Genomic DNA, 15,259 nt, shown 5'->3' on the forward strand with positions numbered 1-15,259 from the left:
GCTCCCGCTAGAACAGGCCGGAGCCGGCCAGCTTGGACACCAAGCCACCGATGCCGAGCGCGCCGCCGAGCAGCGACGAGCCGAGCGACTGCTGCGTCTTCGTCGTCTGCTTGCCGTAGCTGTCGGTCGTGCCGCCAAGACCCGCCATGCCGCCCATGAGGCCGGCGTAGCGGTCCAGGTTCTGCCACGGCATGTTGTTGGTCTCGTCGAAGAGCTGCTGCGACGCGCCGATGTTGGCCTGATCCTGGCCCTGGAGCAGCGAGCCGACGCCGATCAGTTGCTGAGCGGGGGCGTAGCGGGCCGCGTCAAGCGCCGGCAGAGCGGTGGCCGCCTGAAGCGCCTGCGCCTGCCCGGTCTGACCGGCGTTGATGAAGCCGTTCGCCTTCGTGACGTCGAGGTTCGAGTTGAACTGCTGGCTGTTGAGGTCGTTGCCGACATCGGTCGTGAGGACACCGAGGCGGTTCTGCGTGCCCTGCGCATAGGCGCCGAGGGCGCTCTGGGCCTGCTGCATGCCGAGGCTGGAATTGAACTCGCCGCCCGAGAGCATCTGCCCGAGGACGCCGGCCTGCTGGGCGGTCTGGGACTGCGCCAAACCCGCGCCCGAGAGCCGCTGCTGGTTGTTCGTGCCCTCGACGCTGCCGATCTGGCCGAGGATGCCGGAGCCGAGCTGCGAAGCGGCCTGCCGCGCGGAGTCGATCTGCGAGTTGGCCGAGACCTGGTTGGCGCGCTCCTGATTGTACTGGCCGGCGTAGAGCTGGGATTGGGTATCGTTGACCGCCTTGGTGGCTGCGCCCGCGAACGCGCCGGTCCCGTACCGACCGGAGGCCGCGAAGGCCTCCTTCTGCGCCTGGAGCGCGTTGTCGGACGAGGTCTTCACCAGGTTCTGGAAGATCGCGTTCTTCGTCGGGTCGAGGAAGTCGCCGCGCGCCACCCCGGATAGGTTCATCTCTGCCGATGAGGGCGCCTGGGACTTGGCGTAGAGGTCCTGCAGCTGCGGGATGGTCGTGAGATCCCGCGAGCCGTTCATGAAGCTCGTGGCGGTCTGGTTGACCGGGTTCGAGGCCGAGCCGAGGCTGTCGGCGAGCGAGCCCAGCCGCGAGAGGTCGACGCCCGGCACGTTCCCGAGTTGGCTCAGCGCGCCGACCGAGCCGGCCGAGAGGCCGTTCTTGTCGAGCCCCGACTGCCCGAGCACGCTCTGCGGCGTGACGCCCGACACATCGGCCAGCATGCCGAGACCCTGCTGGGTCGTCGGGCTCATCCCGCGCGACCCGAGCAGGCTCTGCGCGAACGAGATGCCCTGCGGCGCGGCGTTGTCAGAGGAGAACTGGTCGCGGATCGACTGGAGCCCGCCGAGCGTGTCGTCGCCCAGCTGCGCCACGCGCGGCCCGGAGTAGATCCCGGTGCCGGCGCCACTGTTATAGAGCGTCGTCGCGTCGCCGAGGACCTGCTGAAGGCCTGGAATCGCGGGCGCCCACGGCTGGGTCTCCGAGTGCTGCTGTGACGTGGAGGTCTGGGTGGATCCGCCCATCGGTCAGAGCCTCTTCGAGAAATGAGTGTACGCGGCGTAGTCCGGCAGCAGTCCGGCCCAGCCGGCACGGCCGGCGAACTCGACGGAGGCGCAGCCGAGGCGGCGCGCACCGGCCTCGATCAAGGCGAGCGTGTCCCGCCACGCCCGAGCGCCGGCCCCGCCGACGGCGAGCACCCAACACGACCGGGTCCGGTCGGCGTGCTGGCGGACCTGGGTCACGCCCGCCGCCACGGGCGGCCCGTCGGCGGGCCCGATGAGGACGAGCTGGCCCTGGCCGGCCCGGCAGAGCGCGCGCAGGCCGTCGAGCGTCAGATCGGATTCCCGTCGCGCACAGACGCGCGCGAGCCACGGCTCCGCCACCGGCCAGATCGCATCGACCTGGTCGATAGGCACGGGTGTGAGGATCACCGGCGTCGGAGCTCGTAGTGGAAGGTGCGGTCGGTCGCGGCCGAGGCGTCGTGGCCGAGGGTGAAGCCCCCGTTCGTGGTCGACTGAACGAAGACCGGGGCGGCGGCCGCAGAGGCGCTGCGGGCCGACAACATCACCATCGTGTCGGCCGTGCAGAGCTTGTTCGAGACGAGGGTGCTTGTGGCGCCCGCTGCGAGCGTCACCGTGCCGCCAGCGTTCGTCCCACCGGTGGCGAGGTCGCGGATCGCGTCGCCGTGCCGGTCGAGGTTCTCCTGGCTGAGGGCGTTGCCCCGGGGCGGGATATTCATGCCCGGCCCTCCGGTGCCGCGTCGGGCTCGACGCCCGTGGCGTAGGTCCAGGGATCGCCGGCCGGGATGACGACCTGCACGCGATGATATCGACCCGAGGCGTGGCAGGGGGCGAAGCGCTCGCGGTTCGGGCCACTCGGCTGCCGCCACCGAACCGGCGTCGACACGCCGAGGTTCTCGCGGGTGCCGACCTGCGCCGTCCAGGCATCTGCGTCGGCATCGACCCGCACGCCGCGCGCGTAGGTCCGGTTCGGGCGCGACAGCTGTGCGTCCGGCGTGCAGATCGTGGCCGCCATGCTCGGCCCCTCGAGGAGCGCGAGCCGGTTGTCCGTGCCCCACACCCCGATCAGAGGATTGCCGCCCGAGAACAAGGCGGAATCCAGCGAGAGCCCGTCGGCGAAGTCGTAGGGCGCCTTTCCGGCGTCGATATCCTCGTCGATGGAGTCGATGCTCACCGGCGCCGTCTCAGCGCGCAGGAAGTAGCGCAGCGCGAGGTCGAGCTGCGTCCAGCGGTCCTGCACGGAGTCGTAGACCAGCACGAGGTCGAGGAGCGTCGGATCCGACACCCGGGTGCTCTTCATCGCGAACAGCACGCGGCTTCCCGTCGGATCGCCGACCGCGACGGCGGTGTGCGCGTAGGTCGGATCCCGCAGGCTCTGGATCCAGCCGTTCACCCGGTTCTTGCCGATCGGGACCGTGGTGCCGGCCGCGAACGCGTAGGCGCCGTCCCGGTCGAGGAAGAAAATGGTCGGGCCGATCTTCTGCACGGCCCAGGGCGCCACCGCGCCGCGGTCGTCCTCGAGCTTCGAGCGCTGAAAGATGACCGCGCTGCCCGGGGAGAACACCATCTGCTGGATGGCGCGATCCTGGAACACGATCAGGCTGTTGTCCGTGCCGACGAGGCCCGTGACGTGGCCGCCGTCGGGGAAGATCTGCACGTCCGAGTCCTGCACGCCCGGCGTCCAGAAGGTCGGGTCGCCCAGCCCCGACCACTGGATCTCGGTCGGGTCGGAGATCAGGGCACCGAGCACGAGGAACTCACCCATCACCGCGGCAAAGCGAGCCTTCGGCGGCGGGTTGGCCGGGTCGGCCGCAGTGAGGTCCGCGAACGCGGTCCCGGTGACGATGTCGATCACCTGCGGCACGGCGCCGAGATGCACGGCGAACAGGCGGGTGCCGTAGAGCGCGAAGGACCAGTAATCGCCTTCCGGCAGCAGGTAGGAGGACGGGCCCGAGACGTCGTCCCAGACGTTCGTCTCCGCGTTCAGCCGGTAGAGTTTCGTCGCCGTCCCCGCGTAGACTACCCAGGCGCCGTTCGGGGCCTGCACCGAGGTCGACCCGCGGCAGGCCTCCGGCAGAGGCTGTGTCACCGGGTTCGGCGAAGGTACGGGGCCGTAGCCGTCGGGGCGCGGGAACACGTTGCGCGCGACCGCCGAGACCGTCGCATCGTTCGAGGCGACGTCGGGCGCCCAGGCGCCGAAGGGAATCTTCACAGGTCGTAGCTCTGCACGACGCCGGTGCTGGCCATCGTCGTGGCGAGCCCCTTCAGCGAGGTCGAGGCCTCCTGCACCGCCGTGTCCATCGCCTGCTTCAGGCTGGCGTCCTTCAGGCGGTGCAGGGCGAGGTAGCGCTTCGCGTACGCGGCGATCAGGTCGTACGCCTCATCGACCCAGGCGTTGGTATCCGCGTCGGTCGCCGGCGCACCGAGCCGGACGTGGCCGGTGAAGCGAACCGTGTAGACCTGATCCGGCACCGGGAAGAGCCGGTAGCCCTCCGAGAACTTCGCGTAGAATGTGGGCAAGCCGGGTTGGGTTTGATCGCTGACTGCCTCCAGGTCGGCGATCGGCACGTTCCGCAGCACCCACGAGTTGCCGTCGTCGTCGAGCAGCACGGCGCTGTCGATCGCCAGCATGACGTTCTGCCCGGCGAGATCGGCGCCGCCGTAGCCGGCCTTCCCCGGCACGGTCTGGAACTCCAGGATCCCATCGTTGAACGCGAACCGCTCCCGCTGCCAGAACCCGATCGCGTGCCGGATCGCGTTGCGGACCGGGCCTTCCAAGTCGGGCCGGTCGAGCTCGTCGACGATCTGGTTCACCATGCGCAGCAGCGTCGGCGAACCGTCGTCCGTCGAGGTGCCGTCCGCCATGATCAGCGGGTTGTCGACCGTCGCGGCGAAGGCCGACTTCACCTGCGCGGTGGAATCGGGGAACAGTCCGGAGGACATGGTGCTCTCCGCGCTCAGATCAGGGATGGGCGGGGCAGGGGCGAGATCACAGCTCGCTCGCCGCACTGTAGGGGGCGACCACCGCCACCGAGCCCGCCGCGGTGGCGCCCGCGAAGTAGCGGAAGCCATCGATCGTGACGTTGTCGATGGTCCCGCTGGCGGCGTTCGCCGAGATGGATGCGGTACCGGAAGTGACCGTCGCTCCCGTCGCACGCTTGGGCACGTGGAACACGATGTACTGACCCACCGGGCCACCGGCGCCACTCGCGTAGCCGAGCGCGGCGAGAGTCCCGGTCTCGAAGTAACGCTGGGCGCGCCGGATCTCGTCGTCGCGGCGCTCGAAAAGGGTCGGAACGCTACCGGGCTCGAACTGCGCGAGGGTGAACGTGCCGGTCGCGAACTCAACCGTGGCGTTCGTGCCTGCGGTCAGGCTGGAGGTCGAGACCGGTGAGGGCCCATAGCTCGTAACCCCGGCACCTTGGGCTATGCGGGCAGTCGCGGTTCCGGTCCAGGATAGGACGTAGGCCCCGCCTTCCGGCAGATACAGCGATCCTTCGATGACCTGGACGAGGGTGCCAGCCGTGATCGTGGCCGTCACATCGCCATTGGCCGCAGCCGCGAACGACAGCGTGACGCCACCAGAACCGGCCTTCCAGCGGTCCATGACGTATGCGCCGGCAGCGTAGGCCGTCGAGGCGGAGGCCGCGCCGCGCTGGTTGATCGCGAGATTGCCGTTGATCAGCCGGTTGCGGAAGGCGATGGCCCCCATCGCGTTGAGGCCGAGCCCAGAGCGCGCCGCCGAGGCCGAGGAGCCGCCCGTACCACCCTGCGCGACGCTGAGCGGGGTGGTGAGCCCCGACAGGCTCGTGACGTCGGAATTTGCCCCCGACGCCGCGCCCGCGATGTTGCCGCGCGCCTGGGCCTGCTGGCCCGACGTGAGCCCCTGGGCGGCGTCGTACCGGACCGCCCCGGTGCCGGGAGAGGCAGCGGCGCACACGGTGTCCGAGCCGTTGAACTGGAACGTGCAGCCCGACGTCGAGGGCGTGAGACCGCCCCAGGTCGAGGCGCCGCGCACCGCGATGGTCGCGCGCGACGAGCTGATACCGGCGTCGAGGATCCCGGAGAGGTTCGCGAGCGAGGTGATGTCCGCGTTCGCGCCCTTGGCCGCCTTGGTGCCCTCCGCGGTCGTCGCGCGGGTCGTCTCCGTGGCGACCGCCGCTGCGGTGAAGGCGGTGTTGGCGACCTGCGACGTGGCTGCGCCCACCGGGGCCGTGGCAGCGGTCGCGGCGCCGAGGGCCGGCGCATTCAGGCTGGTGATGTCCGAGTTGGCGCCGGACGCCGCCGCACCGATGTTCCCGCGCGCCTGGGACTGCTGCGCGCCCGTCAGGGTCTGCGACGTGAAGAGGACGCTGCTCTGGCCGCCCGTCGCGACTGCGGCGGTCACGGCCGCCATGTTGGCGATCTGGGTGCTGTTCGTGCCGGGAGCCGCGGTCGGTGCCGTCGGGACGCCTGTGAAGGCTGGCGAGTTGATCTGCGCCAGGGTCGCGATGGCGCCGGCGTTGGCACCTTCCGCGGCCTTGGCGCGGGCGATCTCCGCAGTGAGCGAACCGCCATCCGCGACCGTGCCGGTGATCGTGCCGACGTTCAGCAGCGCGGCGCCGCCAAGCGCGGTGAAGCGGCTCGCGACCAGGTTCTGGAGGAAGAGGTCGTTCTGGTAGAGCTTCGCGAACGCCACGGGCAGCGGATCGACAGTCACGCCCGGGCTCGGCGCGACGTTCGGCTGCTGGAGTGCGGTCTGTCCCAGCGCCAGCGACGGCGCGAGCAGGAGCGCGGCGCCGAGGAGGCGCCCGAGCCGGTGCAGGATCATCGGCGGCCCTTCGGTCGACGCGCAGGCTTCCGAGGCGCGGCGGGCGCGGGGTCGGGCTGGCGGACAGCTGGCGGAAGAGGAGCCGGCTCCGGCGCGAGGGCCGGGGCCGGGGCGGGCGCCTCGGCGAGCGCGTGAGCGCCCGCGTGCAGCACCCAGAGCGCGACGTGCATCAGCCGTCGTTGTTCGGGACGTAATGCATCACGATGGTGGCGACGCCCGCAGCCGGAGCACCCGCAATCGTGCCGTAGACCGTGGTGTCGGCGGCAAGCCGACCCTTCAGGGTCGCGGTGTCGGGGCGCTTCACGCCGGCCGCAGTGACGGCGGTATCGGCGGCGGCGGCGAGATCGTTGCCGCCCGCGGCCGAGCCGAGGGTCAGCGACGCACCGGCCGAGAACGCGGTCTCGACGAGCACCAGGGTGGAGGTGATCAGGGCGCCGGCCGGCAGCGAGGCCGGCATGACGAAGGCGCCGTTGGCGAAGGTGACGGTCACGCGGATGTAGTGCGACTCCTGCTCGCGATACTCGCGAACCGACGGAGACACAGGGGGGACGTTGGTGGCCACGAGGACCTCCTGTTCAGACGGATCGGGGGAAGGGCGGGGAAGACGAGGGCGAGCCGGAGCACGAGGCCCCGGCCCGGGTCAGCCGTCAGGCTGGATCAGTCGAGGCGGATCAGGCGGCCGGCGCGGCGTAGGTCGGGACGGTGATCACCCCGAAGTCGTCGCCGTTGAAGGTCGTCTTCTTCAGGCCCCAGATCGCCCAGGCGGAGACCTCGAGGTTCCGCTTGTGATCGTAGAGCTCCTCGTTCCAGCGGTACCGCTCATCGCCGCCGGCCTTGCCGTAGGCCACGGTCGCGGCCTGGGCGCCGAGGAGGACGGCGCGGCGGGTGTTGGCCACGGCCGAGTTGCCGTCGACCGAGACGCCCTGCGTGACGTCCTGCGCCTCGCGGAGCACGACGCCGTTGTACATGCCGAGCGCACCCGAGAAGATCGGGCTCTTGCTCGACTGCATGCCGGCCATCGCGGCCTTCTGGATGTCCAGCCACTGGCCGGCACCCGTGTTGGTCCGGAGCGAGGTGACCTGCGTGGAGTGCAGGTACATCACGTAGACCTTCTGGCCGTCGACCACGACGGGGCGGATCATGACCTTGCCCGCGGCGCCACCGGTCTTTGCCAGCTCCACCGCCTGGTCGATCAGGCTGAGGGTGAAGATGTCACCGGCGACGAGGGCCGCGTCGTTGGCGCGGCCGTTCGGGCGCAGGATGCGACCGGCGGACGGGGCAGTGACGAGGTTGTTGCCGTTGTACTTCCGGGCGTTCTTGCCCGGCAGCGCGTTCACCGGGGTGTACCCGCAGACGTGGGCGAAGAAGATCTTCGCGCGGCGGGTCTGGAACCAGTCGGCGATGCCGGAGCGGGCCTGCTCGCGCATGTTGAACGGCACGCGCTGCGCGTCGATGGTGTTGTCCGACTTCACGCCGACCACGTGGCCGAGCTCGTCGATTGTCACCTTGTCCGAGTTGGTACCGAGTTGCTCGCCGTTGCCTTCGGCGACGTCGTCGGAGGTGAAGCCGTCGCCCTTGAGCTGCATGCGCAGGCCGAAGGTGACCTGGTCGCCGTTGCCCTTCTTGGTCTCGGTCTTCTCCTGGATGATGGAGCCATCGGAGGGGCCGACCAGCGGGTCGATGTCGATGGACTTGTTGGCCTCCACTGCGAGCTTCTTGCTCCACAGCTTCTGGGCCATCGGATCGCCGATGCCGAAGTTCGTGAACATGGAGTGCCTCTGAAGGCTGGATTCCGTGGGGGAGGGGTGCGTGCGGGCTGTTCGTCGCCGCGCGGACGGAAGCCGGGCCCCAGGTGACCGTTGGGGACGGTGATCGGACGGGCGCCGTACGTGGCGCGGACGGAGGCTGTGACGCGGCCAGGCGAGCCCTGTGACGGGGGCCAATCGGACGAGCGGACATGCGAAAGCGCCCCGCTGGGATCAGCAGGGTGCGGCGCGCGGGCCGGTCGGAAACTGGTGGGATGCGGGACGGGGCCTCAGGCCCGCACGTCACGCGACCCTGGCGATATCCGGTGTTTCACCCGTCGGGTCAAGCGTTTCATACCGAACACTGCCGATTGTGGATAAAAACCGAACAAACAGGTTATGCTGACAAAAGACCACAGCGCTGAGTATTCATTCTGCTGCGGATTGGATCGCAGCAACCACAGCCTTACCGTCAGCTAAAATAGCATCAATGATAACCTTCAAATCTGCCGTGTGTTCCGGGTAAGATCCAATATATCCTGCGCGAACAAGATCCACAAATGGCTGTTCGCGCATATAGCAGCCGCTCAATGATTCATAATCAATCCTCAATCCGCCATTCGGTCCACGTGCACGAGCTGAGCTGATGAATGCTTGATAATGATCAAGCGGCAAAAGGATTCCTCCCTGCCTTATTGCCGCATTCCGTTTGACGAATTTCATGTAGAAAATGCCAGGATGCATTCGATATTGATCATTTGTCCTTTGTACGCTGGCCGAAAAACGCTCCATTCTTTGGATTTCAATCTGGAGCTGCCGGTCCGGTCTGTATATCCATCTGCTTCCGGCATTGTCTAGCATCTTGTATTGAACCATAACCACGTTTTTCTGGATTGTATTTACATATATAAGATCAACTCCGAGAGCCTCCTCAAGCGGCCTTCTGTTAGCCGTAATTACTTCGAGGCGCTCCCCTCGATAAGTGTAAACTGCGCGCCCAGTCGCGTCGCTATCTATGAGATCCATGCCGTGAACGCTTCGCGCATCGTGCTCGATGAAGCCATCCTCGATAGCGTGGACCACGGCACGACGAGGAACTGCATCACCAAAATCGATCTCTGCTGCGTCCGCTGTGGTATCTACCCGAGATATCGCCGTTTCGTCCTCGCTCAACAATTCGACAGTATTTGCCGGCGCATCGATTGCGATACCAAATGCGCGAAGAGCAGTGCGTAAACCTTGCTCTTGAAGAGCGGCGTTACTCTTTACGTATCGTGGAGCGCTCAACGAGGCAGAAATTGCGCGGAGGCCAACCTTGTTAGACTCGAGCGCAACTAACTTGTCCACAATGTCGCGACTTAATTGCGCACCTAACACAATAACCTGATCAGGCTCGGTAAATTTTTCCCCCAAAATTTTAACTTGGCTGGGCGAATCCAGCAATCTTATAAGTTCGGCTGGAGACGAAGGCGCGAGCCGAAATACTCTCTTGAGCTTAATGCGGGACTGAAGCGTAGTTACAGCACTCGGTCGGCCGATCACACCAACCAGCATCGAAGGGCTGTCGTCACTATCCGCAACGATCAAACACATCGTCGGGCTTCTTAGTCGAGTCAAATCAGTATGGGGAACTGCGATCGTAAATTCTTCAGTTCCCCTTCGCGACGTCTCAAGGGCTTTCCATTCCTCTTTAGTCAATCGTAAAATGGCAATCGGATTGCCACGTACGTGGTTTCTCAGCGCGGACGCCCAAACGTTTTTCTCTTCTGGCATGGAAGGGTCTCGGATGCTAAGGGAACCCTGCCACATACAAGTTTAACTCTAGGTTAAGCGCGCATGTCTTGCAGCAGCGCCAGGACGCATTCGCATTTTATTAATGACAGATTAGATCATAAATTCTATGATTAAATAAGGATATCACGTTTACGTTGCATAGCTCACTGTGCGCTTTTACAATTAATTACGCAATTAATCTAACATATCAGTTAAACAATGAGAACGACAACTATCGATACTAATCGGTTTGATCAATATAACACGATCGAAAGGCACTCATCACTGACAGCTAGCGAGCGCCACATTTCAAGCGAATTGGCTTTCTTTAAGCCTCCGCGCCCATCAGGCGGGCGAGCTTGTCCGGGTTCTTCATGGCGAAGGCCTCGAAGTCCTTCTCGCTCATCGCGGCCAGCATCTCGAAGGTGACCTCGCCGGCCGGCGCGCCACCAGCGGCCGAGAGCGACTTGCCCGGGCCGGCTTGGCCTGCGGCGACACGCTCGACCTTCTGCGCCGGGGTCTCGGCGGGTGCGGGGGCGGGCGCCGGCTCCGCAGCCTTCGGGGCGAACCCGCGGGCCTTCGCGATCTGAAAGATGCGCTCGGCCGGGGAGACGCCGGCCTGCCGGGCCTGGAGCGCCACCTGGAACTCGTCCTGCTGGAGCGCCTGCTGGATCTGCGCCTCGGGCACGCCGAGAGCGGCATACTCGGCGGAGCGGCTCTGCATGACGTAGCGGAACGCGTCGGCGAAGGTCGGCTCGGACGAGGCGAAGCGGTTGAGATCGGTCTGATAGTCCCGGATCACCTCGCCAACCTCGCGCTCCTGGCGCTGGCGGGTCGTCTCCTGCGTGAAGCCGTTCTTCAGCTCCTCGATCTGCTTCTCGAGGTGCTTGGCGTAGCCGAAGATGTCCTCGTCCGGGTTCGGCGGGGCGGCCGGGGTCTCGGGCTGGGTAGCGGCAGGGGCGGGGCGAGCCTGCATCGCCTCGGTGATGACGCGCAGGCGCTCGTCGCCTCGAGCGAAGCGCTCGCGCAGCTCGGTCAGCTCCTTCTCGGCAGCCTTGCGCTTCTCACGCTCTTGGTGGAACGCGCCGTGGCGGACGAACTTGCCCTTGTTCTCGTCGGGCGTGGCCGCGTCGGTCTCGGGATCGACGACCTCGCCCGGGGCGGCCTCAGGGGCGGCAGCGGCGGGGGCGGCAACATCACCACCAGCCGGCCCACCTTCGCCGGCGGCCGGAGCCGCAGCGGCGCTGGAGGGCGCATCATCACCGCGCTCGTAGGCGTCCATAGCGGCCTGCTCCTCGGGCGAGAAGCCCTCGGCGCTGTCGCTGGTGGTGGCAAGATCGTTGTCGAACATGCTGTCCTCGTGACGTGAAGGGTACGAAAGCCGACGTGCGCCGCCGGCGGGCGGAAGGGGTCAGCGGACGGGGATCGCCTCGCCCGGGCGAAGCGGGCGGCCGTCGGCCATGCGCTCGCCCAGCGCGGTGTGCGCGCGGTCGCGGAAGTCGTCGTGGGTCCGGCCCATCAACGCCGCGTCCACCATCGCGGCGACGCGCTGCGGCGAGCCCTCGACCAGCAGCATCGGCACGCCGACCTTGAGCCACACCTGAGAGGCAGGCGGCTCGGCCATGCCGTTCTCGACCATGCCGACGTTGTCCGGGGCGACGTAGACCGCCTCGCCGGGCGTGTCGGGATCGCCGGAGTAGATCCGGAGCTGGACGAGCTTCATCGGCGGCACCGCAGGTTAGAAGCTGGGCTGGCCCGGGTACTGCTCGGGCCCGGCGGCGGGCGGCGGCAGCATCGCGAAGGGCGCCCGATCCACGGGGAGCGGCGTCGGGGCCGGAGCGGCGTGCCGATGCTGCACGGGTGAGGGGGCGGCGTCCTGCGTCACCTGCTGGTGTCCGTGCGCGATCTCCAGGGTGCGCCCGACCGTGTCGACCTTGTCGTACGTGCTAAGCGAGCGCTGGTGCTCGGCCTGGGCGCGCTTCAGGTCGGCGCCGGCCGCCTTCTCCTCGATCGCCGTGAGCGCCTGCTGCACCGCCATCTGCTTCTGCTGCTGCGCCTGCGGGTCGTTCTGCTGGCTGGCGAGCAGCTCGCGCATCTTGGCGACGAAGCTGTCCGGGAACGGCGAGTAGGGCAGCACCTCGAGGAGCACCTGCGGGGTGATCATGTCCCGGATGATCGGCAGCACCGACACGAAGGTCTGCCACACGACCTGCTGCTGGTTCGGCGACGAGGGCGCCTCGTCGATGATCACATCGAAGTCGCCCGCGGTCTGGTCGCGCAGGAGCGGGATAACCTTCTGGCCGGCCGGCCCGGTGATCCGCACGAGGCGGCCGTCCGAGAGGTAGCGCTGGATGAAGTAGAGCCGGACCCGGCCGATGTGCTTGCGAGCCCGCCGCAGCGCGTTGAACGCGGTGGCGAGGATGTTCATCGCCGCCTGCTTGCGGTGGTACTCCAGGATCCCGGCCTGGTCGTTCTGCTGCTGGCCGAGCAGCTCCAGGTTCACGCCCGAGGAATCGCGGATGGAGCCGATGGCGAACTCCATCATCTGCCAGTGCCCGGCGGGTAGGACTGGCAGGGGCTTTTCCTTGATCGCGCCGGAGCGCAGCGCGCCCGGGTTCACCCAGGTCGTGGCGCCGGGCTTGGCGGCCGAGGTCTCAAACTGCCGGACGTCCTTCACCGCCGAGGTCTCGGCGAAGTGGCCGCCCTTGGACTGCCGGTTGAGCATGTCCATGGTCTGGCTCAGCCACTTGTTGGCGAAGCGCTGCGGGTCGCGCATCGGGCGCACGATCCCGAACCACGAGCCCTTGTTCTGATCCCGGTCACCCGTGAGGAAGGCGTACGAGAACCGGTCGCCGGCCGGGGCCGGGCCCTCCTCCAGCACGGTCGCGCCGAGGAACGCGCGTCGGTAGACACGCTTCATCTGGTGGAACACGCGGACGGGCGGCATGCCCATCGCGGCGGCGCGCTGGACCAGCACCTTTGCCTGGGCCGGATCCATGTCCATCGGCTCGCCGGTCTGCGGGTCGATGACGACCGCGACCTTCTTCCGCTCCCACCACTGCACCTCGACGATGGTGACGCGGTCCGTGCCGGCGTCGGCCGCCTCACGGCGATCCATCCGGTGCTCGCCCGGCTGAAGCTGGTGGTGCGGCTCGGCGCCGTCGCGGTCCTCCGCCCAGGCCGCATCGAGGTCGGCCGGGTCGGCATCCTGGAACAGGCCCTCGGCCTCGGCCCGATCCATCGTCTTGGCCCGGAACACCCGGCGGGCGTCGGACAGCCCGCGTTTGGTCGCGGTGTGGTCCCAGAACATCTCCAGCGGGTTGACCCGGTCCTCAACGTAGGCGCCGTCCGGGTTGGTCTCGTAGTCCAGGCGCATCTCGATCACGCCGATGCCGCAGATCACGGCATCCACGAAGGCGTCCGATTCCTCGTCCTCCGCGTCGGCCTCGTCCGCGAGGTAGCGGGAGGCCTCCGTGAGCACCTCGTTCAGCGCGGCGTCGCCGACCTCACGCGGCAGGTACTGGATGTCCTGCCGGGTCGAGACCTCGGAGCCGGCAACCGCCTTGATCACCGGCAGCACGCGGTTGAACGTGATCGGAGGCCGGCCCTGCTCCTTCAGGACGGCGAGATCGCGCTCGTCCCATTGGCGGCTGGCCACGAAGTCGAAGTCGGTCGTGGCCTCCTTCCGCCACTCCGACGAGGCGTCCCGGTCTGCACGGAACCACGCCCGCAGCTTGCGCATCAGCGCCTCGCGGTCGAGGTGCTCCTGCTCCTCCGGCGACACGGCCTCTTCGGCCGGCGCGTCGGTGTCCGTCACGCCCATCCGGTACCTTCGTGAGTTTCGGTGCGCTCGCGACGGCGCCGCCGGTCGTAGCGATCGTTCGGGGTGTTCACCGGCGGGTCGTCTGGCCTGGGCTCGGCGATCGCGACGGCGAAGTAGCGGAAGGCGTCGGCCGCGTGGCTCGCCCAATCGTGCAGCGGGTTCTTCGAGAAGGCCTGCGTGTTCGGGTCGACGTCGTAGCGGTAGTTCCGCAGCGCCTGGATCCCGTCCGCGCACAGCTCCTCGTCGAACCAGCACCGGCCGAACAGCTGGCGGGCCGCGTCGATGCCGGCCGCGATCGTGAGCTTCGGCGTGATCCGGACATGGTGCCCGGCCGCCCACATCTGCTGCTCGATCGTCCGCTCGGAGGCGAGGAGTTCGTTCTGCGCGTCGTGCGGGAGCCAGTGCTCGCCGTAGGCGTAGCCGCGCTCGACGGTCCGGGCTTTCAGCAGGTCGAGGTAGTGCGAGAGCGCGTGCCCGCGGTTCTCGTAGAAGTCGATCAGCCGGAACTCGAAGCCGACAAGCTGCGCGAACCAGATGCTCGTCTTGTCCGCCCGGCCCAGATCCCAGAACGTGTGCACGGGCTTGGACGGATCGAACGGCACCTTCCCGAACCGACCCGAGCGCGTCGCGGCCAGGATCTCGTGGGTGTAGATCGCGCCGTCGAGGACCTGCTTGCAGTTGCCGCCCCAGACCGTCTCGTAGGCGACCGGGTCACGCGCCTTCAGGTCGAGCGCCTCCTGCCGCAGGACCTCCGGGAACCAGGGATTGTCCTCCCACCCGATCTTCACGACGCGCGCGCCGGTCGGCGGCTTCTTCACGAAGCGCTGGTAGGTCTCGTCCTCCTCCAGCTCCGTGTTGAAGCTGATCCAGATCTCCGAGCCTTCCTTGCGGATGGTCGGCACCAGCACGTCCCAGCTGGTCTTCGAGATGGTGCGGGCTTCTTCGCACCAGCAGATGTCGACGCCCTCGGTCGACTTCACCGAGGCGACGTTATGCCGGAGGCCTTTGAAGATGAACTCGGTGCCGTTCGCGCCAAGGATCCGCTTCTCCTGGACCGCGTAAAAGCCGGACAGGCCGAGGAGGTCTATCTGCTGCGCGAACAGCGCGTGCGCGGATTCCGCGATGCTGTTCTGAAACTCGCGGGCGCACAGGACGCGGAGCGGGCGCTGAGCCCCCATGATCAGGAGCGCTCGGCCGAACCCCCAGGATTTGGCCCCGCCGCGGCCACCATACGCAACCTTGTAGCGCGCCGGCTCGAACAGGAAGGCGAGCTTCTCCGGAAACTCAACCTTCATCGGGCGTCTGCCCGGGCCGGATGAAGGTCACCGTCATGCCGGTCGGGATCGCGCCGCCCTCACCGTCACCGTCGATGGGCTGGGTCGGCTTGCCGTAGGCGCGATCCAGGATGGCGTTGGCTGCGGCGACGCGCGCCGCCTCGCTCTCGCCCTCGGTCGCGATCTGCACGAGCACCTGCAGGGCCTGCTCGGTGTATTCGCGGGCGAGCTCGCGGACCTTGGCCGAAGCTTTGGGGCGGCCGCCGGGATTGCCGGACTGGCCTGGCTGGAACTGGCTCATGGGGCCTG

14 protein-coding genes are annotated in these 15,259 nt (G+C 67.5%); all 14 read right to left on the minus strand.

Annotated features, from left to right (window positions below; translation table 11 throughout):
- Positions 1-7: 7 nt before the first annotated feature.
- The 14 genes from ABIE45_RS13685 to ABIE45_RS13750 all read right to left on the minus strand — a co-directional run bounded on the left by ABIE45_RS13685 (position 8) and on the right by ABIE45_RS13750 (position 15,251).
- Complete coding sequence (locus ABIE45_RS13685) at positions 8-1,528, minus strand: hypothetical protein (RefSeq protein ID WP_192707214.1); 1,521 nt, start codon at positions 1,526-1,528, stop codon at positions 8-10.
- Between the two features lie 3 nt (positions 1,529-1,531).
- A complete protein-coding gene (locus tag ABIE45_RS13690; RefSeq protein ID WP_192707215.1) occupies positions 1,532-1,936 on the minus strand; it encodes a hypothetical protein in 405 nt (134 codons plus the stop codon).
- The gene (locus ABIE45_RS13695) at positions 1,933-2,244 is read right to left on the minus strand and encodes a hypothetical protein (protein ID WP_192707216.1); all 312 of its coding nucleotides are present in this window, start codon (positions 2,242-2,244) and stop codon (positions 1,933-1,935) included. The genes ABIE45_RS13690 and ABIE45_RS13695 overlap by 4 nt, the downstream gene beginning before the upstream one ends.
- A complete protein-coding gene (locus ABIE45_RS13700) occupies positions 2,241-3,737 on the minus strand; it encodes a hypothetical protein (protein WP_192707217.1) in 1,497 nt (498 codons plus the stop codon). Before ABIE45_RS13700 ends, ABIE45_RS13695 begins: the two co-directional genes overlap by 4 nt.
- Positions 3,734-4,468 carry a hypothetical protein gene (locus tag ABIE45_RS13705; protein ID WP_192707218.1) on the minus strand — a complete coding sequence of 245 codons (735 nt, stop codon included), beginning with the start codon at positions 4,466-4,468 and terminating at the stop codon, positions 3,734-3,736. Before ABIE45_RS13705 ends, ABIE45_RS13700 begins: the two co-directional genes overlap by 4 nt.
- Positions 4,469-4,514: 46 nt before the next feature.
- A complete protein-coding gene (locus ABIE45_RS13710; protein WP_192707219.1) occupies positions 4,515-6,335 on the minus strand; it encodes a hypothetical protein in 1,821 nt (606 codons plus the stop codon).
- 169 nt (positions 6,336-6,504) lie between these two features.
- Positions 6,505-6,897 carry a hypothetical protein gene (locus ABIE45_RS13715; protein WP_192707220.1) on the minus strand — a complete coding sequence of 131 codons (393 nt, stop codon included), beginning with the start codon at positions 6,895-6,897 and terminating at the stop codon, positions 6,505-6,507.
- A gap of 109 nt (positions 6,898-7,006) precedes the next feature.
- Positions 7,007-8,104 carry a N4-gp56 family major capsid protein gene (locus ABIE45_RS13720; RefSeq protein ID WP_192707221.1) on the minus strand — a complete coding sequence of 366 codons (1,098 nt, stop codon included), beginning with the start codon at positions 8,102-8,104 and terminating at the stop codon, positions 7,007-7,009.
- A 405-nt stretch (positions 8,105-8,509) separates the two neighbouring features.
- A complete protein-coding gene (locus ABIE45_RS13725; RefSeq protein ID WP_192707222.1) occupies positions 8,510-9,853 on the minus strand; it encodes a hypothetical protein in 1,344 nt (447 codons plus the stop codon).
- Between the two features lie 328 nt (positions 9,854-10,181).
- A complete protein-coding gene (locus tag ABIE45_RS13730; protein WP_192707223.1) occupies positions 10,182-11,204 on the minus strand; it encodes a hypothetical protein in 1,023 nt (340 codons plus the stop codon).
- Between the two features lie 60 nt (positions 11,205-11,264).
- Positions 11,265-11,576 (minus strand): hypothetical protein, encoded by a 312-nt coding sequence (locus ABIE45_RS13735; RefSeq protein ID WP_192707224.1) that lies wholly within the window; start codon positions 11,574-11,576, stop codon positions 11,265-11,267.
- 15 nt (positions 11,577-11,591) lie between these two features.
- Positions 11,592-13,676 (minus strand): portal protein, encoded by a 2,085-nt coding sequence (locus tag ABIE45_RS13740; protein WP_210331532.1) that lies wholly within the window; start codon positions 13,674-13,676, stop codon positions 11,592-11,594.
- The gene (locus ABIE45_RS13745) at positions 13,667-14,971 is read right to left on the minus strand and encodes a PBSX family phage terminase large subunit (RefSeq protein ID WP_192707226.1); all 1,305 of its coding nucleotides are present in this window, start codon (positions 14,969-14,971) and stop codon (positions 13,667-13,669) included. The genes ABIE45_RS13740 and ABIE45_RS13745 overlap by 10 nt, the downstream gene beginning before the upstream one ends.
- The gene (locus ABIE45_RS13750) at positions 14,961-15,251 is read right to left on the minus strand and encodes a DUF5681 domain-containing protein (protein ID WP_192707227.1); all 291 of its coding nucleotides are present in this window, start codon (positions 15,249-15,251) and stop codon (positions 14,961-14,963) included. The genes ABIE45_RS13745 and ABIE45_RS13750 overlap by 11 nt, the downstream gene beginning before the upstream one ends.
- Positions 15,252-15,259: the final 8 nt, after the last annotated feature.

Source organism: Methylobacterium sp. OAE515, from assembly GCF_041806315.1.
Classification (GTDB): Bacteria; Pseudomonadota; Alphaproteobacteria; order Rhizobiales; family Beijerinckiaceae; genus Methylobacterium; species Methylobacterium tardum.

Coding starts and splice junctions, on each gene's coding strand:
- ABIE45_RS13685 (WP_192707214.1), bottom strand. CDS start 1,528: ATGGGCGGATCCACCCAGACCTCCACGTCACAGCAGCACTCGGAGACC.
- ABIE45_RS13695 (WP_192707216.1), bottom strand. CDS start 2,244: ATGAATATCCCGCCCCGGGGCAACGCCCTCAGCCAGGAGAACCTCGAC.
- ABIE45_RS13705 (WP_192707218.1), bottom strand. CDS start 4,468: ATGTCCTCCGGACTGTTCCCCGATTCCACCGCGCAGGTGAAGTCGGCC.
- ABIE45_RS13710 (WP_192707219.1), bottom strand. CDS start 6,335: ATGATCCTGCACCGGCTCGGGCGCCTCCTCGGCGCCGCGCTCCTGCTC.
- ABIE45_RS13720 (WP_192707221.1), bottom strand. CDS start 8,104: ATGTTCACGAACTTCGGCATCGGCGATCCGATGGCCCAGAAGCTGTGG.
- ABIE45_RS13725 (WP_192707222.1), bottom strand. CDS start 9,853: ATGCCAGAAGAGAAAAACGTTTGGGCGTCCGCGCTGAGAAACCACGTA.
- ABIE45_RS13730 (WP_192707223.1), bottom strand. CDS start 11,204: ATGTTCGACAACGATCTTGCCACCACCAGCGACAGCGCCGAGGGCTTC.
- ABIE45_RS13735 (WP_192707224.1), bottom strand. CDS start 11,576: ATGAAGCTCGTCCAGCTCCGGATCTACTCCGGCGATCCCGACACGCCC.
- ABIE45_RS13740 (WP_210331532.1), bottom strand. CDS start 13,676: ATGGGCGTGACGGACACCGACGCGCCGGCCGAAGAGGCCGTGTCGCCG.
- ABIE45_RS13745 (WP_192707226.1), bottom strand. CDS start 14,971: ATGAAGGTTGAGTTTCCGGAGAAGCTCGCCTTCCTGTTCGAGCCGGCG.
- ABIE45_RS13750 (WP_192707227.1), bottom strand. CDS start 15,251: ATGAGCCAGTTCCAGCCAGGCCAGTCCGGCAATCCCGGCGGCCGCCCC.